The following is a 21,043-nucleotide window of genomic DNA, read 5'->3' on the forward strand; positions in this document are numbered from 1 at the left end:
ACCATGTGGGCGCTGGTGCTGCCCGGTGCGATCTCCGTGTTCAACCTGCTCGTCATGAAGTCCTTCTTCGAGAACCTTCCCCGTGAGCTCGAGGAAGCGGCGCAGATCGACGGTCTGGGCTGGTTCGGGATCTTCGGACGCATCGTGCTCCCGCTGTCGAAGGCGGTCATCGCGACGATGATCCTGTTCTACTCGGTGGCGATCTGGAACGACTGGTTCCCGGCGTTCCTCTACCTGGACAAGCAAGAGCTGTTCCCGGTGACGCTGTTCCTGCGCAACCTCGTCGCTGGCGCGTCGAGCACGGCCTCCGAAGGTGCCGCAGCAGCCGGCAGCACCACCGCGGCCATCTCGGCGAACATCCAGTCCGTGACGATGATCCTCACCATCATCCCGATCCTGTGCGTCTACCCCTTCGTGCAGCGGTACTTCGTCTCGGGCGTCATGCTCGGCTCGGTCAAGGGATGACCTCGCACCACCCCGGTCCCGGGACCGGTCCTGTCGGGACCGGTCCCGACAGGACCGGCCCCACGACAGCCTGACCCGCGCTCAGCCCGTCGTCGCCCCGACCGGCTCCGGCTCCGCGCCGAGCCGGCGGGCGATGACCGCGCACACGATGAGCTGGATCTGGTGGAAGATCATGAGCGGCAGGACCATGTACCCGATGGCGGCCGCCGGGAGCAGCACCGTGGCCATGGGGACGCCGCTCGCGAGGGACTTCTTCGAGCCGCACATGAGCAGGACCACACGGTCCTCGCGGGAGAAGCCGAGGACCCGGCCGATCGACCACGTGAGCCACAGGACGACGGTGAGCACGACCGCGCTGACAGCCACGAGCGCGACGATCGACCCGACGGACACGGTCGTCCAGATGCCGTCGACGACGCCGTGGCTGAAGGCCGCGTAGACGACGAGGACGACGGACCCACGGTCCGTGAGCGTCGTGAGCCGCTTGTGCCGCAGCACCCACGGCGCGAGCCACCGGCGGAGCAGCTGACCGGCGACGAACGGCGCGAGGAGCTGCAGTGCGATCTTGCCGATGGAGTCGGCGGAGAACCCGACCGTCCCACCGAGCAGGAGCGCGACGAGCAGCGGGGTGAGGACGACCCCCGCGAGGTTGGAGAACGACGCCGCGACGACGGCTCCCGCGACGTTGCCACGGGCGATCGACGTGAACGCGATGGACGACTGCACCGTCGAGGGCAGCAGCGACAGGAACAGCAGTCCACGGGCGAGGTCGGTGGGGATGACCGTGGGCGCGAGGAGCTGGCAGGCGAGCCCCAGCAGCGGGAACACGACGAACGTCACCCCGAGGACGGCGCCGTGCAGGCGCCAGTCCCGCAGGGCCGCGAGGGCCTCCCGGGTGGGCAGCCGCACCCCGTAGAGGAAGAACAGCCAGCCGACCGCCACGACGACGACGACGTCGAGCACCTCCGCCGCGTCACCGCGGGCGGGCAGGAACGACGCGACGACGACGGCTGCGAGCAGGGCGGCGATGAACAGGTCGACCCGCGCGACGACGCGTCTCGCGCGGTTCACGCGGTGCCCGCCGGGAGGCTGGTGAGGAGGGAGCTGCTGGTCGTGGTGAATCCGAAGCACTGGCGCACGTTGTACAGGGTCGCATCCATGCAGAACTGCGGGGACGTCGTGCCCGCCGCGTCGGTGACCAGCACGACGTCGTAGCCGAGGTTCGCGCCGTCCATGAGCGTCGCCAGGACGCACTGGTCGGCGTTGACGCCGGCGAGCAGGAGGGTGTCGACGCGCAGGTTCCGCAGGACGGAGTCGAGGACGGTGTCGACGAACCCGCTCATCCGGTACTTGTCGACCTGGAGGTCGGCGGAGAAGTCTGGGTCGTCGGCGAGCTCGTCGACGACGTCCGCGCCCCAGGAGTCGAGCTCGAGGACGCGGGAGCCTCCCGGTGGGCGGGCGGTACCGATGCCCCCGCCGGTGCCGTCGGGGTCGTAGACGTGGAGCACGCCGGGCGGGAGGTTGGCGCGGTCGGGACGGTTGCCCCAGCTCACCCAGACGACGGGGACGCCCTGCTCGCGCAGCGCGGGCAGGAGCTCGGCGAGGACGGGGATGGGCGCGCGCGCGGGCGTGACGTCGACGCCGATCCCGGCGAGCCAGCCGTCGGGGTGGCAGAAGTCGTTCTGCATGTCGACGACGAGCACGGCGGTGCGGGCGAGGTCGAGCGTGAGGGTCTGCGGCAGGGCGTCGATGCGCACGGCGTGCTCCGGCGGCGCTGGTCGCCGCAGGTCGACGTGGGTGGGGCTCAGGCCCCACGCGTTCCGGGCGTGCCGTCCGTGCGCGGGCTGCGTCATGGGGTGTCCTTCGTGACGAGGGCGAGCAGGGAGCGGTCCTGGCCCCGGCCGGCGACGAGGCACAGACCGAGGGGAAGAGCGCCGACGCGCGCCGTGGGGACGGAGAGTGCGGGCAGCCCGCCGACGCCCGCGACGCAGGTGAGTCGCAGGGTGCTCGCGCGGGCGGCGTCGATCTCGGCCGGGCCGGCGTCGCGTGGCAGAGCGGGGGTGGAGGAGCTCGGGAGGGCGAGGACGGACCCTGGCGCGAGGAGCGTGTCGAGGAGGTCGCGGGCGGCAGCGATGGTGTCGCGGGCGGTCGCCTCGTCGTGGGCCGAGACGTCGCCGCCGGTGAGGAAGCGGGACTCGACGGCGGGCTCGAACCGGCCGGGGTGGGCGGTGACGAACGCGCCGTGCTCGCGCCACGCCTCGGCCTGCTGGACGGTCCGGAACGCGCCGAACCATGCCTCCACGTGGTCGGTGGTGAGGGCGTCGGTGACCTCGACCGGTGCGCCCGTGCGCAGGGACAGGGCGAGGAGCGCCGCGTCGTGAGCCGCGCGCACGTCGGGCGTCACGAGGTCGAGGAGCGGGGGAGCGACGACGAGGCGCGTCACCGGGACGGTGTCCTGGGGAGGCAGGAGCGCGTGCGCCGCGCCGACGAGGAGGTGTGGTGTCGCAGCGAGGACACCGACCGTGTCGAACGTCGGCGCGAGCCCGACGAGCCCGGTGCGTGGGACGACGTCGTGCGTGGTGCGCAGGCCGTAGAGCCCGCAGTAGGACGCGGGGACGCGGACGGAACCGCCGGTGTCCGTGCCGAGGGCCACGTCGGCGAGGCCGGCGGCGACCGCCGCGGCCGGACCGCTCGTCGAACCGCCGCTGATCCGGCCCGGGGCGGCGACGTTGGGCGGGGTGCCGTAGTGGACGTTGGTCCCGGCGAGCGAGAAGGCCAGCTCGTCCGTGTGCGCGATGCCCGCCAGGGTTGCCCCTGCGCCGACGAGGGCGTCGACCGCCCACGCGTCCTCCTGCTCGACCGGGGCGCCCGCGAGCCAGGCCGGGTTCCCCCCGCCGATGCGCTGACCCGCGACGGCGAAGAGGTCCTTCACGGCGACGCGCGCGCCCGCCAACGCGCCCGCCAACGCGCCCGCCAATGCGCCCGGTGCGGGCGGGGGCGACGGCAGGGCGCCCGGGGCGACCCGCCAGATCGCGGCGAGGTCCGCATCCTCGAGGGGCACGGGCGCCGCTGGCGCAGGGGCCAGGGACACGTGCGCCGTCGTGACGGTCCACTGCCCGCCCGAGCGCTCCCACACCTGGGTCTGGACGCCGGTCCCACCGCCCTCGCGCACGGACTCCGCGACGACGACGGCCGCCTCCGGGGTGATCGTGCGGACGTGCACGCGGGCGAGGCGGCGCTGCGGGACGGGTCCGCGTGCGGCACGGAAGGCCGCGATGGAGTCGTGGCCGACGAGGGTGGTCCCCGTGTCGCTGCGGATGGTCTCCGGACCTGCGGCGAAGAGGGCGTCGAGCTCCGGCACGTCGTCCGTCATGAGAGCGCGCTCGTACCGCCAGAAGGCATCGAGCAGACCGGGCGGGGCGGGAGTGGGGTACATGGGGTCCTCGCTCTGTGGGGCGGGCAGGGGCCGAACCGCGGGGCGGGACGGGACGCGACCGTGGGACACGGGTCGGTGTGGTCGGGCGAGCGGAGGGCTCGCGTGGCGTCCACGCACGCTATCCGTGCGATGTTTCCGGCGCTTTTCCGAAACAGCGAGATCGGTCAGGGCAGGATCTCGCTGCGGGTCCATCCGCCGTCGGGCTGCTTGTCGAACCGTGTCTTGCGTGCGGCGACGTCGAGCCCGACGCCCTCCCACACGTCGACGCGGTCCGGGACGAACGCGATGGTCGTCCACGAGTCCGGCGCCGGGAGGGTCGCCGGATCGCGGGTGGCGTGCTCCGCGACGCTCCGGTCGATCCGCTCGGCGGAGGTCGCGACGTCCGACGCGACACGGCGCTTCGACGTGCCGGGCCCGGCCTCCCGCAGCACGTCGTCGTACGCCCACGCGACGAGCTGCAGCTGGCGCGGGCGGGTCGGGTACGCGGCGCGTGATGTTGCCTCGTCGAGCTCGTGAGCCGTGCCGTGGAGGATGACCTGCCGGGCGAGCGAGGGCCAGAAGAACACCCCGCTCGCGCGGGGGTTCTCCGCGAGGTCGCGCGTCTTGGCCGTCGGCCGGGAGCTGTGGAAGCGGACGTGCTCGTCGTCGATGAGAGTGCTGAGGACGGTCCGGGCGTGCGGGGCGCCCGTGGCGTCGACGGTCGCGAACGTCAGGGTCCGCGGGCTGGGCAGGCCCGCGGACTCGGCATCCTCGGCCCACTGCGCGAGAGTGGTGAGCGGGTTGCCGGTGCGGATCTCGTGCATGGGTCTCCTCGGGGGGAAGGTGTCAGTGAGGGTGCGGAGCGTCGGAGTAGTCCTCGGGGCCGGAGTGGACGACGAGGATGACGCACTCCTGCGGACCCACGCGGCGGTGGCGGTGGCGCACCGAGCCGGGGTAGCCCATGCTCTCCCGCGGGCCGAGGCGGTGGACCTGGGTGTCCGCGTCGTCGTCGCGCGGTGCCAGCTCGATCTCGAGCTCTCCGGAGACCACGTACACGAGCTCGTGCCGTCCGTGGCAGAAGTAGTGCTCGAACGTCGGGGGGACGTTGACGAACTCGGTGACGTCGGCGCCGTCCTCGACGTGGCTGAGCAGGCGCGCGGTCCCGGAGTCCGGGGCGCCCCGCTGGCCGACATCGATGGCGGAGGAGCCCGTCGCTGACGCCGGTGCGGCCTCCGCGAGGAGGGTCTGCTGCGTGGTGCCGAGCGCCCGGGCGATGAGGAAGAGCGACCGCATGGAGGGCCGCGCACGGCCGCGCTCGAGCTGGCTGAGGAACGAGTGGGAGAGCTCGCTCGCCCGCGCGATCTGCACGAGCGTGCTGCCCTGGGCGTGGCGGCGTGCCCGCACGACGCGGCCGAGCCGGAGGTCCGCCTCGGCCTCAGGGGCGGGCGCGCGCGTGGTCACGGACTCGGCGTCCGGGCGGTCCTGGGTGGTCTGGCTCAACGGTCACACATCCGGTTCGCAAGCGTTACGTGGCGGAAACAGCAGGTCTTTAGCGTTCTCGATGTTAGTCACATCAACATTCGCCCGTCGACCCGCCCAGGGCGTCCGGCGAGCCGCACCAGCCCCGGCCCCGGCAGGGGACCGCTGGAAGGACCATCATGGCGACACCGACGCTCAGCGCCGCAGGCACCTCCTGCGCCCGCGCCGACGAGTGGTTCCACGTCGAGGACCTCGGCGACGGCGTCCACCTCATCGCCGAGCCCGGCCACGTCAACACGTTCCTCGTCCTCGGGTCACGACGTGCGCTGCTCTTCGACTCCGGGACGGGGATCGCACCCATCTCCGAGGTCGTCCGCTCGCTCACCGACCTCCCCCTCGTCGTCGTGAACTCCCACGACCACGTGGACCACCGCGGCGGCAACGCCGACCTCGTGGCGCACGCCGAGGAGCTCGACCTCGTGGGGATCGCGGCGCACATCGCCGGCGCCGAGGGGCACGGAGCCGCGGACCCCGCGTTCCTCGCCTCGTACGGCGCGGCAATGGTCCGGGTCGTCGACCAGTACGACGCCTACGCCGCCCTCGACGAGCAGGCCTTCTACGTGCTGCCCGGGCTCGCCAGGATGCGCCCCATGCCCGACCTCACGGACTGGCACGTCCCGGCGGTCGCACCGACCATCGCGCTCGTCGACGGGGACGTCGTGGACCTCGGTGGCCGCACCTTCCGGGTCCTGCACACCCCGGGTCACAGCGCCGACTCGCTCTGCCTCTTCGAGGACGCCACCGGCATCCTCCTCGCCGGCGACACGATCATCGCCGCCGCGTTCTGGCTGCACAACGGCGGCTCGAGCACCGCGGCGTTCGCGCAGTCCAGCGCCCGCCTCGCCGACCTTCCGCTGCGCCGGATCCTCACCGCCCACAACCTCCTCCCCGAGCGCCCGCCGGCGTACGCCGCGCAGGTCGCGCACGCCGCCGCCGTCGTCCACTCCGGCCACTCCCACGGCACACCCGGCACCGACATGCTCGGGAACCCCGTCGAACGCCACGACGTCGGGGCCGTGACCCTCCTGCTGCCCGCCCCGCACGGGGCATCCATCGCGACCACCGACGAGGACCCCTCATGACCCAGACCATCCTCCCGGCCGCCACGGACGTCGTGAGCCTCGGTGCCCCCGACGCCCCCGCGCACGTGGCCGGGCTCACCGTGTCCGCGCTCCGCGGGGTCCGGCTCCTCGACGGCACCCTCGCCGACGTCCTGCTCGACGCCGGGACCATCTCCGCCGTGCTGCCCGCAGGCACGGCGCACCCGGCGGGCTCCGGACCCGCGACGCCCCCGCCCCCCGGCGCCGTCGAGCTCGACGCGAGCGGGTGGCGCCTCCTGCCCGCCGCATCCGAGCCGCACGCGCACCTCGACAAGGCCCTCAGCGCCGAGCGGGTGGACACCTTCGCCGGGACCGCGCAGAACGACCTCGCCGGTGCCATCGCGCAGTGGCGCGACCTGCTCTCCTCGATCGACGAGGAGGACATCCGCGTGCGGGCCACCCGCGCCGTGGAGCGGTACGTGGCCCGCGGCATCACGAGCATCCGTACCCACGTCGACTTCCCCCTCGTTAGGGACCCCCTGCGCGGGATCCGTGCCCTGCTCGCCGTCCGGGAGGCGCTCGCCGGGGTGCTCACCCTGCAGATCACCGGTCTCGCGAGCAGCGAGACCCCGGACTCCGTCGTCGACGAGGCCGTTGCCCTCGGCCTCGACGTCCTCGGCGGGTGCCCCCACATCTCCCCGGACCCGCACCGGGAGACCAGCCGCGTGCTCGACCTCGCCGATCGCACCGGCCTGCCCGTCGACCTGCACACCGACGAGCAGGTCCCCGCGCACGAGGTCGACATCCTCGACCTCGCCCGCCAGGTCATCGCGCGCGGGCTCGAGCAGCGCGTCACGGCGAGCCACTGCGTGCGCCTCGGCTCGCTGCCGCCCGACGAGCTCCGCCCGGTGCTCGACGTCGTCGCGCGAGCCGGCGTCGGGATCGTCACCCTGCCCATCACCAACCTCTACCTCCAGGGATGGGACGCCACCCACCTCCCGCCGCGCGGGCTCACCGCGGTGCGGGCCATCCTCGACGCCGGCATCCCGCTCGCCGCCGGTGCCGACAACCTCCGGGACCCCTTCAACCCCGTCGGCCGTGCGGACCCGTTCGAGACGACGTCCCTGCTCATCACCGCGGGGCACCTCACCCCGCGCGAAGCCCTGGACGCCGTGACGAGCGGCGCCCGCACCGTCCTCGGCCTGCCGCCGGCCGGCGTCACGCTCACCAGCGGCGTCGGGAACGCCGCCGACCTCCTTCTCGTCCCCGACGTCGACCTCGGTGACGTCCTCGCCGGCGCCACCGACTCGCGCGTCGTCCTGCACGCCGGTCGCGTCCTCGCCGACACCCGGACCGTCCGCACCCTCGCGCTCCAGCCCAGCGGCGGGTCTCCCGCAGCTGCCCCGTCCGTCCGTCCCGCCACAGCCCCAGCAACCGTGAGGTGAGACCCATGACCGCACCGATCGTCGAGGACTCCCGTCCCGCCGCCGCTCCGCCGAGCGAACGCATCCAGCACGTCTCCAAGACCCGCACCCTCGTCATGGAGAACGTGTCCAAGACCTTCAGCACCGGGACCGTCGCCCTCACGGGGGTGGACCTGCAGGTCAACGCCGGTGACTTCGTGTCCGTCGTCGGACCGTCCGGCTGCGGCAAGTCGACGCTGCTGCGCCTGGCCTCCGGGCTCGACGACGCGACGTCCGGCTCCGTCGAGGTGAACACCGACTCGACGAGCTACGTCTTCCAGGACCCGACCCTGCTCCAGTGGCGTACCGCGCTGCGCAACGTCGAGCTCATCGGGGAGCTGCGCAGCGTCTCCAAGCTCGACCGGCGCCGCGCCGCCATGGAGGCGCTCGAGCTCGTCGGGCTCGGCGGGTTCGAGAAGCAGTACCCCCGCCAGCTGTCGGGCGGCATGCGGATGCGGGTGTCCCTCGCGCGGGCGCTCGTCGCCGAGCCGGACCTCTTCCTCTTCGACGAACCGTTCGGTGCCCTCGACGAGATCACCCGGCTCAACATGCAGACCGAGCTGCAGCGGCTCTTCTCGCTCAAGCAGTTCGCCGGCCTGTTCATCACCCACTCCGTCTCCGAGGCCGTGTACCTCAGCACCCGCGTCATCGTCATGAGCGGTCGCCCCGGCACCGTCGTCGCGGACCTGCCCGTCCCGTTCAGCTACCCCCGTCCCCCCGAGCTCCGGTTCGACGCCGCGTTCGCCGAGCTGGCCGGCCAGGTCTCGGCAGCCCTGGAAGGAGACCACCGATGAGCACCGACACCACCGCCGCAGAGCTGTCCGAGCCGGGCGCACGTCCCGTGACACCCGGGACCCCGGAACCCCAGGGGCGTCCGGTGGCGCAACCGGCCGACGAGGCAGCGGAACCTGCTGCCACCACGACGAGTGCGAGCACGACGCCCGCGACGCCCGCTACCCCGCCGCCCACCAGCGCGACGACCCCGACGCGGGGCGCGGCGGCACCCGCCCGGATGATTGCCGCCGTCACGAAGGTCGCATCGACCGCCTGGCCGATCCTCCTGGCCGCCGTGTCGGCGCTCGCCCTGTGGTACTTCGTCTCCTACGTCGTCATCCCCGAGGGGCGCCGCTTCCTCCTGCCGCCGCCGCACCAGGTCCTCACGGAGTCGGTGCTCGAGTGGAGCAAGGTCCAGCCGATGCTCGAGGCGCTCGCACTCACCTCCCGTGTCGCGCTCACCGGGCTCGCGATCGCCGTCGTGCTCGGCATCTCGCAGGCGATCCTCATGAGCCAGGCCGGCTGGATCGAGAAGTCCCTCTACCCCTACGCCGTCGTCATGCAGACGATCCCGATCCTCGCCCTCGTGCCCCTCATCGGGTTGTGGTTCGGCTTCGGCTTCACCTCGAGGGTCATCGTGTGCGTGATCATCGCGTTGTTCCCGATGATCTCCAACACCCTCTTCGGGCTGCACTCCGCCGACGCCGCGGCCCACGACCTGCTCACCCTCAACAAGGCCACCCGTGCCCAACGGCTGTGGAAGCTGCAGCTCCCCGCGGCGGTCCCGTCGATCTTCGCAGGGCTGAAGATCTCCGCCGGCCTGGCCGTCGTCGGCGCGATCGTCGGCGACATGTTCTTCCGCCAGGGCGCACCCGGCATCGGCAGCCTGCTCGACGTCTACCGCGCCCGGGTGGAGTCAGAGAACCTCCTCACCGCCATCGGGATCGCCAGCCTCTTCGGCGTCCTCGTGTTCGCGTTCTTCACCATCGCGGACAAGGTCGTCATGACGAAGTGGTACGGCGTGCGCCGCTAGGCCGCTCCCGCGCTCACTGACGTCCCCCACCCTCCCCACCCCACGCCCGACCGCTCTCACCCCCCAAGGAGCCACCATGAACCGCCCCCACACCCTCCGGACCCTCGGCGCCACCCTCACCCTGTTCTCGCTCGTCACGCTCACAGCGTGCTCGGGCGAGGACGAGGCGAAGTCCGCCGAGCTGGACGTCGAGGCGGCCGAGGCCGGCTCCGACCTCGACCTCTCGGACGTCTGCCCCGCGACGGTCGTCATGCAGCAGGACTGGGAGCCGGAGGCCGAGCACTCGGGCATGTACTCGCTCGTCGGGTCCGACTACTCGATCGACACCGACAAGAAGCGCGTCTCCGGGTCGCTCGTCGCCCAGGGCGTCGACACCGGCGTCGACATCGAGGTGCGCCCCGGCGGGGCCGCGATCAGCTACCAGTCGGTCGCGTCCCAGATGTACGTCGACACCGACATCATGCTCGGTGCCGCCACCACCGACGCCGGGATCGCAGCGTCCAAGGAGCAGCCCCTCACCGCCGTCATCGCACAGCTGAACATGAGCCCGCAGATCGTCATGTGGGACCCCGAGTCCTACCCGGACGCGACGACCATCAAGGAGATCGCCGACGACGGTGCGACCGTCGTCGTCGCGGGCGGGGGCAGCAACCTCGGCGCGATGCTCTCCGGGAACGGAACGGTCCCCGCCGACCAGATCGACCCGAGCTACAACGGGGACCCCTCGCGCTTCGTCGGTGACCCGACCATCGCCCAGCAGGGCTTCGCGACGGCCGAGCCGTACATCTACGAGAACGAGATCTCGGCGTGGAGCAAGCCCGTCGCCTACCAGCTCGCGTCCGAGGTCGGCTACACCGTGTACCCCGAGCCGCTCGCGGTCCGCACCGGCGATCTCGAGGAGCTGCGCCCCTGCCTCACCAAGCTCGTGCCCATCCTCCAGCAGGCGCAGATCGACTACCTCGAGGACCCGGAGAGCACGAACGCCCTCATCGTCGAGCTCGTCGAGAAGTACAACACCGGCTGGGTGTACTCCAAGGACGTCGCCGACTTCTCGCACCAGGCGATGATCGACCTCGGCATCATCCAGACCGACACGTCCGGGATCTTCGGTGGCATGGACGAGACCCGCATCCAGGGCGTCATCGACTCCTTCGGCCCGATCCTCGAGGCGGGCGGCGCGGAGCTCAAGGACGGGCTCGTCCCGGCGGACCTCTTCACCAACGAGTTCCTCGACACGTCCATCACCTTCGAGTGACGCACCGCACCCACCGGACCTCCGAACGACAGGACTGACATGACTCTCACCCCCGAGAGGGCTGCCGCCTTCGTCGAGCTCGCCACGCGCGAGCTCGGCGAGGGCGTGGTCAGCACCGACCCCGCACTCATCCTCAAGTGCTCCTCCGACTGGTCGAGGATGTCCCCGATCCTCCAGGAGAAGCTCCCCCCGGGTCGCTTCCCGGCCGACCTCGTCGTGCGGCCCACGACGTCCGAGCAGGTCCCCGCCTTCCTCAAGCTCGCCTATGAGCACGACATCCCGGTCGTGCCCCGCGGTGCGGGCACCGGCAACTACGGCCAGGCGACACCGTTCACCGGCGGTGCGATCCTCGACCTGCGCGGGCTGGACGCGATCCTCGAGGTGGGCGACGGCTACGTCGTCGCCCAGGCGGGCGCCAAGCTCACCGCGGTCGACGAGGCCGTCCGCGCCTCCGGGCAGGACCTGTGGATGTTCCCGTCGACGAAGGGCTCCACGGTCGGCGGGTTCATCGCCGGGGGGAGCGCGGGCGCCGGCTCCATCGAGTTCGGCACGACGGCCGACGGGTTCGTCGCCGCCATGACCATCGCCCCGTGCGACGGGAGCGGGACGACGTTCCACGTGGAGGGCGCCGACACCATCCCGTACGTGCACACGTACGGGGTGACCGGGGTCGCCACGGAGATCACGCTGCGCACGAGCCCGGCCCGCGAGTGGGTCGCGATGTACGCGTCGTTCGTCGACTACCGGCAGGCGCTCGCGGTGCACCGGGCGCTGCCCGGCCTGTCGGTCCTGCCGCGGCTCGCGTCGCTCGACGAGCCCGGGCTCGTCGCGACGCTCCCGGCGGCGCTCCCGCTCGACGCGACCCGCTCGAGCCTGCGGATCATCCTCGAGGCGTCGACGGTCGAGGAGGCCACGGCACTCGTCGTCGCCGGCGGCGGCGAGGTCGTCGCGACGTACGACGACTACGCCGAGTGCGACCGCCTGTCCTCCATGTCCTACAACCACCCCGTGTACTTCCTCCAGCAGTCCGGGTACCCGTGCTTCCACCTGGAGGTCGGTGGGCTGCCCCTGTGGGACGAGCCCGAGCTCGTCCGGACGGTGTACCCGCGGTCGATGATCCACATGGAGCTGCGGGTCGAGGCGCCCATGGCCATGTACGTGGCGGACTACGAGTCCGAGGAGCAGGTCCTCGCCGGCTACCCCGTGCTCGACGACCTGGGCATCGGCTTCCACAGCCCGCACCAGTGGATGGTCGACAGGCACGTCGCCGAGGCGCTCGTCACCGCACCGAAGACCGACCCCAAGGGCCTGCTCAACCAGGGCAAGCTCGACCGCGACGGTGCCGTGCCCCCGCCGGCCGACACCAGGAACGAGGTGCTCATTGCCCGCACAGCCGTACGCTCCTAGCTTCATCGACCTCACCTATGAGGAGGTCGCCGCACTCCCGGCGGACACGGTGGCGGTCCTGCCGCTCGGGGCCATCGAGCAGCACGGGGCGCACCTGCCCGTCTCGACCGACTACCTCGTCGCGACGAGCGTGGCCCAGGGGGCGGTCGCGACCGTCGCCGAGGCGGGCGCCGCGAGCGTCGTGCTCCTGCCCGGGCTCGCGTACACGAAGTCCGACGAGCACCACTGGGCACCGGGCACCATCTGGTTGTCGTGGGAGACGCTCATGAACACGCTCATCGACATCGGCCGCTCCCTCGCCACGACGCCGGTCAAGCGGCTGATGTTCATCAACGGGCACGGCGGCAACTCCGCGCTCGGGCAGGTGGCGTGCCGCGAGCTGCACCGGCGGTTCGGGCTCATGACGTTCTTCGCGCATCCCTCGATGCCCAAGGACCAGGGCGGGTCGAGCAGCACCGACGTGGAGAACGGGTTCGGGATCCACGGGGGTCACGGCGAGACGTCGATGATCCTCCACCTGCGGCCCGAGCTCGTGCACATGGACCGGGCCACCCGGCAGGTGCCCGACGCCATGGCGGCCTACGAGCACATCGGGTTCGGCAAGGCCGTGAGCTTCGGCTGGACGTCGGACGACTTCGGTCCCGGTGGCGTCATCGGCGACCCGACGGGGGCGACGGCGGACATCGGCAAGGTCCTGTTCGAGGCGGCCGTGCAGCGGTGCGCCGCGGCGATCACGGAAGCCAGCCACTTCCGCATCGGCTGAGCCGGGCGACGGGCGTGCACCAGGGGTGCACGCCCGTCGGCGTGCGGGGGAGGCTCTCGCCGGATGGTGGTCGGCACGGGCGGGCCACCTGCGGCGGCGGTCACCGCCCGGCGGGCACCGGGACGAGCTCGGCCTCGGGCATCCGGGGCCCGGGCCCGGACGAGGCGAGCGCGGGGTCCTCCTGGCGACTCTCCCGTGCCTGGCGCACCCGGGAGACGAGGCGGTCCGCGACGATCCCGAGCGTCACGCCCCCGACGACGCCGACGACGACGGCGAGCACCGGTCGTCCGGAGAGCCAGGCCCCCGCCCCGACGCCGATGAGCGTGAAGTACACCGCCCAGGCGACCGTCCCGAGGGCGGACAGGAGGACGAACTGCCGGCGGGGGTACCCGAAGGCGCCTGCGGTGAGGTTCACCGCGACCCTGCCGACCGGCACGAAGCGCGCCCCGACGATGATCGTCGCTCCCCGCGCGGTGAGCTGCGCCTCCGCGCGGTCGAGCGCGCGCTGGGTCCGCGCGCCGCGCAGCACCCGTGTGCCGCGCAGGTCGATGCGCCGCCCGAGGGTGTAGGCGAGCTGGTCGCCCGTGAACGCGCCGGCGGCGGCGACGAGGGTCACGAGCCACAGGGCCGGCTGTCCTGCCGACGTCGTGAGGGCCGCCAGGGCGATGACGAGCGACTCGCTCGGGACGGGCGGCAGGAGGCCGTCGAGTGCAGCGAAGAGATACATCGCGAGATACACGGCGGGCGACGCCGCGAGCGTGAGCACCCAGTCCTCGAGCACCTCCACCACCCCCGCCCCTCGTGCCGCCGCGGGGTTCCTCCCCGCACCGTCGACACTACGAGGCCGCCACCGCCGGACACATCAGGGATCACCCTGGCCGGACCCCGGTCCCGTACCCCACCCAGGGCTGAGGTGCGGGCGGCCCGGGCTCCGTCCTGCTGGGGAGGTGGACGGGGACGTCAGGGCAGCAGCAGCTCCGCGAGGTCCGCCTTACGGATGACCCCGTGGACGCCGCTCACCCGGTCGACGACCTGCGACACCGCGAAGTTGCCGGCCGCTGAGAGGTAGGCGTAGGCGTGCGCCGGGTGCATGCCGGCGTCGACGAGCAGCCCGACGGCCGCCCGGGTCGCACTGCGCATCGCCTCGGCGAGGTCGACGTCGAGGCCGATCGGCACGAGGAGCTCCGGGGTCTCGCCCCACAGCGGACGTGCGGCGGCGAACGACTCCCGCGGGACGACGTCGAACCGGAGGTGGGCCTGGAGGGGGGCCTCGAACGCGGTGAGCGCGACCTCGCCGTCGCCCTGCGCGTAGTGCGGGTCGCCGACGTACGCGAGGGCGCCGTCGACCTGGACGGGCAGGTGCAGGGTCGAGCCGACACCGAGGAGTGAGACGTCGAGGTTCCCGCCGTGCGGGCCGGGCGGCACGGAGTGCGCGCGCTCGGACCCGGCGACGGCGACGCCCATGGTGCCGAGGAACGGGTTGAGCGGGAAGCGCACGCGGCGCTGGTCGTCCGGGCCCGCGGACATCGACCCGTAGAGCTGCCCGCCGGGAACCGGCTCGTCGACCGTGCAGAGGATCGAGACGGTGTCCGTCGAGCCGCCGAGCGGGAACTCGGCAGGCAGGGCCCCGCGCCCGTGCCGGTTGGAGACGATCCCGTACCCGGCGCGCAGCCGGAGGTCGAGCACCGTGATGGACAGGACGTCCCCGACGCGTGCGCCGCGCACCCGGATCGGGCCGGTGACGACGTGCGGACCGTCGACCTCCGGGTCGTGGGGCACCTCGGCCGCGACGCGCACGGCGTCCGGCAGCACGTCGGCGCTGCGGATGCCCCGAGCGCCGAAGAACGTGACCGGGTCGCGGCCCTGGTCCTCGAGGATGCCCTCGTGGCTCACGGTGTCGATCCATACGCTGTCCCCGGCGTCGACGGACAGCACCGCCGCGTCGTCGGCGCAGGGCAGCCTGCCCCACAGGACGGAGGCCGGCGTGGCGGGCAGGTACCCCGCGGCGCCCGGCGCGGCGCCGGTCGCCGGGCCCGGCCTGCTCAGGCTCCGCGCCGCGGGGTGCCCGCCGGTGCTCACGCGAGCGAGCTCACGAGGACCCCGAGGTCCTCGCGCGTGAGGGGGGTGGGCGTGCCGTCGGTGACGAGCTTGGCGAACCCTCCGTCGTTCGCCATGACCGTGATCGTGTAGAGACGCTCGGTGGCGGACGTGTTGAGGATCCGGTGCTCGGAACCGGGCTGCAGGATGAGGACGTCGCCGGCGGTCAGCGGCAGCTGGGCGTCGTCGCTGTGAGCCTCGGCCTCGCCCTTGAGGACGATGAAGATCTCGGCGGAGTCCTCGTGGGAGTTGAGGGGCTGGGCGCCGCCGGGCTCCCAGATCTCGAGGAACACGCTCGCGTTCGTCCCGTGCTGGGGTCCGGCGAGCTCGGCGAGCCGGACCGTGTCGTCGGGGGAGATGAGGAACCCGGGGATGTCGGTGAGCTTGCGGACGATGGGTGCGGCGCCGGTCATGGTGGTCCTTCCGGTGGTGGGGTGGCTGCGTGGTGCGTGCTGCGTGGTGCGTGGTGGGTGGTGCGTCGTGCAGGTGCGCGGCGTCGTGCGTCAGCGCAGGGGCAGCGGGTGGAACCCGCGGTCGAGGTAGCCGAGGCCGTGCGTCGCGTCGACCGCGGGCAGGTGCACGGCCTCGACGGCACCGAGGACGATGACGTGGTCCCCGGCGGGGATGACCTCGGTGATGGTGCACTCGACGGCCCGCACGCAGTCGTCGGGCAGCCACGGCAGGCCACGGGGCGTCGTGGCGCGGGCGATGGCCCCGACGGGCGGCGCGAACTTGTCCGCGGTCCTGCTCGCAAAGCTCGCTGCGACGTGGGCCGAGTCGCCGGCCAGGACGTTCGCGACGAAGGCGCCGGTCGCGAGGAGGGCGGGCAGCGTGCGGGAGGTCGTGTCGACGCACACACCGAAGAGTGGTGGGGTCATGGACACGCTGAAGCCGGTGGTGACGGTGAGGCCGGTGGGCGTGTGCCCGTCGGTGGTCGTGATGACGCACACGCCGCCGGCGAGCCGGGCCATGGCGTCGCGGAAGGCGGGGCGGACGTCGGTCTGCTGTGGCTCTGGGAGGGAGGCCGGTGCCATCGGCGCGGTCACGTCGTGCACTGCGGGGGAGTGGGCGAGCGCTGTCACGTGAACCTCCTCGGGGTCGTGATGGCGCGGAACGGATGTTGATGCCATCAACATTCACGGTAGACGCGGAATGTTTCGCCGAGATGACCCGCCCCCGTTTCGAGCACGTAAACCTTTGCGCCTCCCTGTGTAAGACGGCGCTGGACGGACCCCGGGCGACCGTAGGGTCGCAGAGCCGTCACCGCGAGCCCCCTACGCGACACAGCGACCTCAGCGGGGACGGAGCCAGGAGTCACCATGACCACACCACCCGGCACGACAGGTCCCGACGCGGCGACGGCGACCCGGCTCACCGTCGTCAACGCTCTCCTCCTGCCCATGGCCGACCCCGCACCCGGCGAACCCGACTGCTTCCTCGGGTGGCTCACCGTCGGGACCGACGGCCGCATCACCGGCATCGGCCCCGGCGAGCCGCCAGCCCCCGGCCCGGACCGCGCCGACGACGCAGAGGTGCTCGACGCCGGTGGCGCGATGGTCGGGCCGGGTTTCGTCTCCGCGCACAGCCACCTGTTCACGTCCGGGATGCGCGGACTCTCGCACTCCCAGACCCTCTACCCCTGGGTGCGCTCAAACGCCGAGCTGCTCCTCGGCGGCGGCGCCGAGGACATGTACTGGTTCACGCTGCACGGCAGCATCGACTTCCTCAACAACGGCATCACGTCCGCCTACAACTTCACGCACTCCCGGGTCTCGTGGCTCTACGACGCCGCGGCCGGGCACAACGAGCCGGCACGGATCAACGGCACCGACTACGTGACCCGGCAGTTCGACGGTGCCGTGGACGCCGGGCTCCGCGTCGTCCACAGCTTCCGGCTCGACGACGAGGCGTTCACCGAGCCCGAGACGCTCGACACCTTCGCGGAGCTCGTCCGCGCGAGCGAGGGCCGCACGCCGGCCGACCAGCTCCTCGGCACGTCCATCATGGGGTCCGTGCAGTGGTCGAGCACGCCCCGCACCGCCCAGCTCGAGGCGCAGATGATGCGCGAGCACGGCGTGTCCAACCAGGCGCACTTCGTGGAGACCGCCGAGGGCATCGCCTTCCAGCAGTCCAAGTTCGGGTGGTACGACGACGCCGGGGCGCTCGGCCCCGACTTCCTCTTCGGCCACTTCGTCCACCCCACCGACGCCATGGTCGAGCGGGCCGTCGCGGCCGGCTGCTCCATGGTGTGGCAACCCACCTCGAACGGGCGCCTGGGGTCGGGCATCGCCGACGTCGTCCGCTTCCGCGACCTCGGCATGCCCATCGGGATGGGGCTCGACGACCAGTCGTGCACCGACATCTCCGACCCCTTCCAGAACATGCGCATCGGCATGTACACGACGCGCGCCGTGCACTCCGACGCGTCGATCATGACGCCCCGGGAGGTGCTGCGGATGCACACGCTCGGGTCCGCCGAGGTCCTCGGCGTCGCCGACCGCATCGGCAGCCTCGAGGTCGGGAAGATGGCGGACTTCCTCGTCGTCGACCACCGGCGCCCCGACACCGGACCGGTGTGGGACGTCGTCGCGACCTACGTCATGGCGTGCGGGCTGCGCAACCTCCAGCACGTGTACGTCGGCGGGGTCCGCATGAGCACCGACGGCGTCGCGGCGTCACCCCTGGCCCGCGAGGTCGATGCCGAGCTCCTCGACCGCACCCTCGCCGCGGCCCGCCGTCAGGGCATGGCGCTCGCGGACGTCCGGGCCGCCGCCGCACCGCAGGAGGTGGCACCCGCACCCCGGTGACGACGGCGTGACGACGGCGTGACGACCGCGGTGACGACGGCCGCGTCGTCACCGCGGACGCCCACCTTGCAGGGTTAGAGTTCCTTCACCACGCCTTGCCGAAGGAGCTCCCCGATGTCGATGCCGGCTCCACCCCAGCAGCACGCGTCGCCGCAACCGTTCTCACCGCTCGGGGGGTGCACCCCGGCCGCGCCGGGACGCCGCGCGGGCGCAGCGGCGCTCGACGGGGTCCTGTCCGGGCTCCCGGCCGGTCTCGCGAGCGGCGCCCTCCAGGTGGGCCTCCTCCAGGACTCCACGGCCCTCGTCGTCGTCGGAGCGGTCCTCACGCTCGCCTGGCTCGTCGGCTACCTCCTCGTGGCGGTGCAGTTCGCGCGCACGGGTGTGAGCCCGGGGAAGAAGGCCATGGGCCTGCGGCTGGTCGACGCACGCACCGGCCGGGCACCGGGCATCGGACCGGCGTGGTCGCGCGCCATCCTCGCGAGCCTCGGTGGCGCGGTCGTCGTCGGGTTCGTCGTCGCCGTCGTCCAGATCCTGCAGAACCGTACCGGGGAGCGGCGGGCGTGGTACGACACGACGACGAACCTCGTGCTGCTCGACGTCGTCGCCGGCCGGGACCCGGTGGCCTCGCAGCAGGCCGCCGCGGCTGCCACGCCGGCGCCGCAGGCAGCGCCGGCCGCGCCGGTGATGGCGGCGACACCGACGCTCGTGACGATGGACGGCGCACCGCTGCACCCGCCGGTGCCCCCACCCCCACCCGCTGCGGCGCCCGCGGACGAGGACCCGGCCGACGACGACGTCGAGTCGACGGTCGTGACGATCGAGGTCGGCGCCGACGCCACCGGGACGCCCGGCATCGTCGTGGCGACGCTCACCTTCGACTCCGGCGCTGTCGAGGAGGTCAGCGGGCGCGGCGTCGTGGGGCGCAAGCCGCACCTGACGAAGGGTGCGGAGACCGGGACGGCGATCGTCGTCGAGGACGAGACCCGCACCGTGTCCAAGACGCACCTCGAGTTCGAGGTGCAGCGCACCGGCCTGCTCGTCACCGACCTGTGGACGACGAACGGCTCGGCCATCACCGACGTCCACGGGGCACGCAGCGCCCTCGAGCCCGGTCAGCCGACGCTCGCCGCCTACGGCTCCACGGTCACGGTCGGGGACCACTGGTTCACGGTCGACCGGGTGCTGTCGCCGCAGGAGGAGTACGAGGACGCCGGCGACACCGTCCTGCGAGGCCCCCGATGACCCAGCAGCACTCCCCGGTCGTCGCGCGATGGGGTGCGGCGACCGACCGCGGCGCCGTGCGCCGCCACAACGAGGACGCCCTGCTCGCCGCTCCGCCGTTCTTCCTCGTGGCCGACGGGATGGGCGGGCACGACGCCGGGGACGTCGCGTCCGCGATGGTCGTCGACTCGTTCGCCCAGTACGTGGAGCAGACGAGCGTCTCCGAGCTGGACGTACGGACCGCGATCCTGCGGGCCCGCGAGGCCATCGTCGAGTTCTTCCGGCCGTCGGGGATGTCCGGCGGCTCGACGCTCACCGGGGTCGCGGTGAGCACCATCGGCGACGAACCCGCCCTCGTCGTGGTGAACATCGGCGACTCCCGGACGTACCGGTTCAGGGAGGGACGCCTCGAGCAGCTGAGCAAGGACCACTCGACCGTCCAGGAGCTCATCGACGCCGGGCAGATCCTGCCGCAGGACGCCCGCACGCACCCGCAGCGCAACGTCATCACGCGAGCCATCAGCCCGACGGCCGACTCCGAGGCGGACGTGTGGTCCATCCCCGTGGCGGCGGGGGACCGTTTCCTCGCCTGCTCCGACGGGCTCACGGGGGAGCTCGTCGACGACGAGATCCGCGCGATCCTCGCCGAGTGCCCCGACCCCCAGGCGGCAGCGAGCCGGCTCGTCGCCGGTGCGCTCGCCGAGCGGGGCCGGGACAACATCACCGCGGTGGTCGTCGACGTCCTGCGGGTGACGCGGCCGGTGGCAGCCGGTGCCGAGGCCTACCTCCGAGGACCCGGGGGGCTCGCAGAACGACTGGGAGCGTCGTCGGACATCGACGACCTCGAGGACACGATCCCCACCCGTCGCTGAACCGCCTCGACCGGCGGGTCGCTCGGGGACACCGGCTCGTCGGGCTGGTCGGGCTCGACGGGGTCGAGCGGGAGGGGCCGTGTCGGCCGGGTGGCCAGGACGATGCACCCGGCGAGGGCGACGACGACGGCCGCGATGCTGGCGAGCTCCCAGCCGTCGCGCACGGCGTCCCCCAGCAGCCAGACGCCGACGGCGCCCGGGATGGCGACCTGGACGACGTTGACCATCGCCCGGGCCGGCCCGACGGTCCCGCGCTCCACGGCGCGCGAGAACGTGATGCTGCTGAGGATCCCGAACCCGATGGTCAGCCACGCGGTCGGGGTGAGGAAGAAGTCGGCCCAGCTGCCGCCGTGCGCCGCTCGCCCGCACATCGCCAGGCCCGCTGACGCGAGGCCGCTGAGCAGCGCCTGGACGGGGGCGCTCCCGCGCCGGTACGTGAGGGCCGTCGCGGCCACGAGGGCGAGGAGCAGAGCCAGCATCGCCATGCCGAACCAGCTGGGCGGTGCGGAGCGGGACTGGATCCCCGTGCCGAGCGCGAGGACGACGAGCCCACCCATCACCACGGAGGCGGCGACCCGGTCGATGGGGCGCAGGCGCGTGCCGAACACGAACCGGTCGAGCAGCACCGTGATGACGAGCGACGCCGAGAGGACGGTCTGCACCGTCAGCAACGGCAGGTAGCGGAGCGCGACGAGCGAGAAACCCCAGGCCACGAGCGTGATGACGGACCCGACGGCGTAGGTGGGCTGCGCGAGGACACGGAGCCCGGCCGCCTTGTTCGACGCCATCGCCTGCACGACAGAGCCGCCGCCATAGCCTGCGGCGGCAGCGAGGGCTGCGAGCATCGAGATGGACATCGGTCGCATTCTCTCAGGTGGACCTGAGAAGAGGC

General features: G+C 72.6%; 21 protein-coding genes. 11 read left to right on the forward strand and 10 right to left on the reverse strand.

Annotation, left to right across the window (positions count from 1 at the left end; all coding sequences use genetic code 11):
• Window positions 1-465: carbohydrate ABC transporter permease (locus AC2AXK_RS10935; protein WP_484345419.1), on the forward strand; the 465-nt coding region annotated here is incomplete at its 5' end.
• Between the two features lie 81 nt (window positions 466-546).
• Here AC2AXK_RS10935 and AC2AXK_RS10940 read toward each other — a convergent pair.
• From AC2AXK_RS10940 to AC2AXK_RS10960, 5 genes are all read right to left on the reverse strand, one after another.
• Window positions 547-1,536, reverse strand: a complete 990-nt coding sequence (locus tag AC2AXK_RS10940; RefSeq protein ID WP_484345420.1) for a bile acid:sodium symporter family protein — start codon at window positions 1,534-1,536, stop codon at window positions 547-549.
• Window positions 1,533-2,318 (reverse strand): cysteine hydrolase family protein, encoded by a 786-nt coding sequence (locus tag AC2AXK_RS10945; protein ID WP_484345421.1) that lies wholly within the window; start codon window positions 2,316-2,318, stop codon window positions 1,533-1,535. Before AC2AXK_RS10945 ends, AC2AXK_RS10940 begins: the two co-directional genes overlap by 4 nt.
• Window positions 2,315-3,901, reverse strand: coding sequence for an AtzH-like domain-containing protein (locus AC2AXK_RS10950; RefSeq protein WP_484345422.1), 1,587 nt, complete (start codon window positions 3,899-3,901; stop codon window positions 2,315-2,317). Before AC2AXK_RS10950 ends, AC2AXK_RS10945 begins: the two co-directional genes overlap by 4 nt.
• A 164-nt stretch (window positions 3,902-4,065) precedes the next feature.
• Entirely contained in the window at window positions 4,066-4,704 is a 639-nt protein-coding gene (locus AC2AXK_RS10955) for a pyridoxine/pyridoxamine 5'-phosphate oxidase (RefSeq protein ID WP_484345423.1), read from the reverse strand.
• A 22-nt stretch (window positions 4,705-4,726) separates the two neighbouring features.
• A complete protein-coding gene (locus AC2AXK_RS10960; protein ID WP_484345424.1) occupies window positions 4,727-5,380 on the reverse strand; it encodes a helix-turn-helix domain-containing protein in 654 nt (217 codons plus the stop codon).
• A gap of 158 nt (window positions 5,381-5,538) precedes the next feature.
• Between AC2AXK_RS10960 and AC2AXK_RS10965 the strand changes: the two genes are divergently transcribed.
• The 7 genes from AC2AXK_RS10965 (at window position 5,539) to AC2AXK_RS10995 (ending at window position 13,154) form a co-directional block, all read left to right on the forward strand.
• Complete coding sequence (locus AC2AXK_RS10965) at window positions 5,539-6,501, forward strand: MBL fold metallo-hydrolase (RefSeq protein ID WP_484345425.1); 963 nt, start codon at window positions 5,539-5,541, stop codon at window positions 6,499-6,501.
• The gene (locus AC2AXK_RS10970; RefSeq protein WP_484345426.1) at window positions 6,498-7,904 is read left to right on the forward strand and encodes an amidohydrolase family protein; all 1,407 of its coding nucleotides are present in this window, start codon (window positions 6,498-6,500) and stop codon (window positions 7,902-7,904) included. Before AC2AXK_RS10965 ends, AC2AXK_RS10970 begins: the two co-directional genes overlap by 4 nt.
• Window positions 7,905-7,909: 5 nt before the next feature.
• Window positions 7,910-8,716, forward strand: coding sequence for an ABC transporter ATP-binding protein (locus AC2AXK_RS10975; RefSeq protein ID WP_484345427.1), 807 nt, complete (start codon window positions 7,910-7,912; stop codon window positions 8,714-8,716).
• Window positions 8,713-9,729: an ABC transporter permease gene (locus AC2AXK_RS10980; protein WP_484345428.1), complete on the forward strand. Its 1,017-nt coding sequence runs from the start codon at window positions 8,713-8,715 to the stop codon at window positions 9,727-9,729. The genes AC2AXK_RS10975 and AC2AXK_RS10980 overlap by 4 nt, the downstream gene beginning before the upstream one ends.
• A 76-nt stretch (window positions 9,730-9,805) precedes the next feature.
• A complete protein-coding gene (locus AC2AXK_RS10985) occupies window positions 9,806-10,984 on the forward strand; it encodes a hypothetical protein (protein ID WP_484345429.1) in 1,179 nt (392 codons plus the stop codon).
• Between the two features lie 39 nt (window positions 10,985-11,023).
• Window positions 11,024-12,391, forward strand: coding sequence for an FAD-binding oxidoreductase (locus AC2AXK_RS10990; protein ID WP_484345430.1), 1,368 nt, complete (start codon window positions 11,024-11,026; stop codon window positions 12,389-12,391).
• Window positions 12,366-13,154, forward strand: a complete 789-nt coding sequence (locus AC2AXK_RS10995; protein WP_484345431.1) for a creatininase family protein — start codon at window positions 12,366-12,368, stop codon at window positions 13,152-13,154. The genes AC2AXK_RS10990 and AC2AXK_RS10995 overlap by 26 nt, the downstream gene beginning before the upstream one ends.
• A 100-nt stretch (window positions 13,155-13,254) precedes the next feature.
• Here the strand turns inward: AC2AXK_RS10995 and AC2AXK_RS11000 are convergent, their stop codons facing one another.
• From AC2AXK_RS11000 to AC2AXK_RS11015, 4 genes are all read right to left on the reverse strand, one after another.
• Window positions 13,255-13,941, reverse strand: coding sequence for a DedA family protein (locus tag AC2AXK_RS11000; protein ID WP_484345432.1), 687 nt, complete (start codon window positions 13,939-13,941; stop codon window positions 13,255-13,257).
• Between the two features lie 173 nt (window positions 13,942-14,114).
• Complete coding sequence (locus tag AC2AXK_RS11005; protein ID WP_484345433.1) at window positions 14,115-15,233, reverse strand: acetamidase/formamidase family protein; 1,119 nt, start codon at window positions 15,231-15,233, stop codon at window positions 14,115-14,117.
• Complete coding sequence (locus AC2AXK_RS11010) at window positions 15,230-15,664, reverse strand: cupin domain-containing protein (RefSeq protein WP_484345434.1); 435 nt, start codon at window positions 15,662-15,664, stop codon at window positions 15,230-15,232. The genes AC2AXK_RS11005 and AC2AXK_RS11010 overlap by 4 nt, the downstream gene beginning before the upstream one ends.
• 90 nt (window positions 15,665-15,754) lie before the next feature.
• Window positions 15,755-16,333: a flavin reductase family protein gene (locus AC2AXK_RS11015; protein WP_484345435.1), complete on the reverse strand. Its 579-nt coding sequence runs from the start codon at window positions 16,331-16,333 to the stop codon at window positions 15,755-15,757.
• A 237-nt stretch (window positions 16,334-16,570) separates the two neighbouring features.
• Here AC2AXK_RS11015 and AC2AXK_RS11020 point away from each other — a divergent pair, with 237 nt between their 5' ends.
• The 3 genes from AC2AXK_RS11020 (at window position 16,571) to AC2AXK_RS11030 (ending at window position 20,151) form a co-directional block, all read left to right on the forward strand.
• On the forward strand, window positions 16,571-18,058 hold the full coding sequence (locus AC2AXK_RS11020; protein ID WP_484345436.1) for an amidohydrolase family protein: 1,488 nt from the start codon (window positions 16,571-16,573) through the stop codon (window positions 18,056-18,058).
• A 114-nt stretch (window positions 18,059-18,172) separates the two neighbouring features.
• Window positions 18,173-19,300 carry an RDD family protein gene (locus AC2AXK_RS11025; protein ID WP_484345437.1) on the forward strand — a complete coding sequence of 376 codons (1,128 nt, stop codon included), beginning with the start codon at window positions 18,173-18,175 and terminating at the stop codon, window positions 19,298-19,300.
• Window positions 19,297-20,151 (forward strand): PP2C family protein-serine/threonine phosphatase, encoded by an 855-nt coding sequence (locus AC2AXK_RS11030; protein WP_484345438.1) that lies wholly within the window; start codon window positions 19,297-19,299, stop codon window positions 20,149-20,151. Before AC2AXK_RS11025 ends, AC2AXK_RS11030 begins: the two co-directional genes overlap by 4 nt.
• Here AC2AXK_RS11030 and AC2AXK_RS11035 read toward each other — a convergent pair.
• Window positions 20,061-21,008 (reverse strand): hypothetical protein, encoded by a 948-nt coding sequence (locus AC2AXK_RS11035; protein WP_484345439.1) that lies wholly within the window; start codon window positions 21,006-21,008, stop codon window positions 20,061-20,063. The two genes, AC2AXK_RS11030 and AC2AXK_RS11035, sit on opposite strands and share 91 nt — an antisense overlap.
• Window positions 21,009-21,043 lie beyond the last annotated feature (35 nt).

The sequence above is a fragment of the Sanguibacter sp. Z6_81 genome (assembly GCF_057180625.1).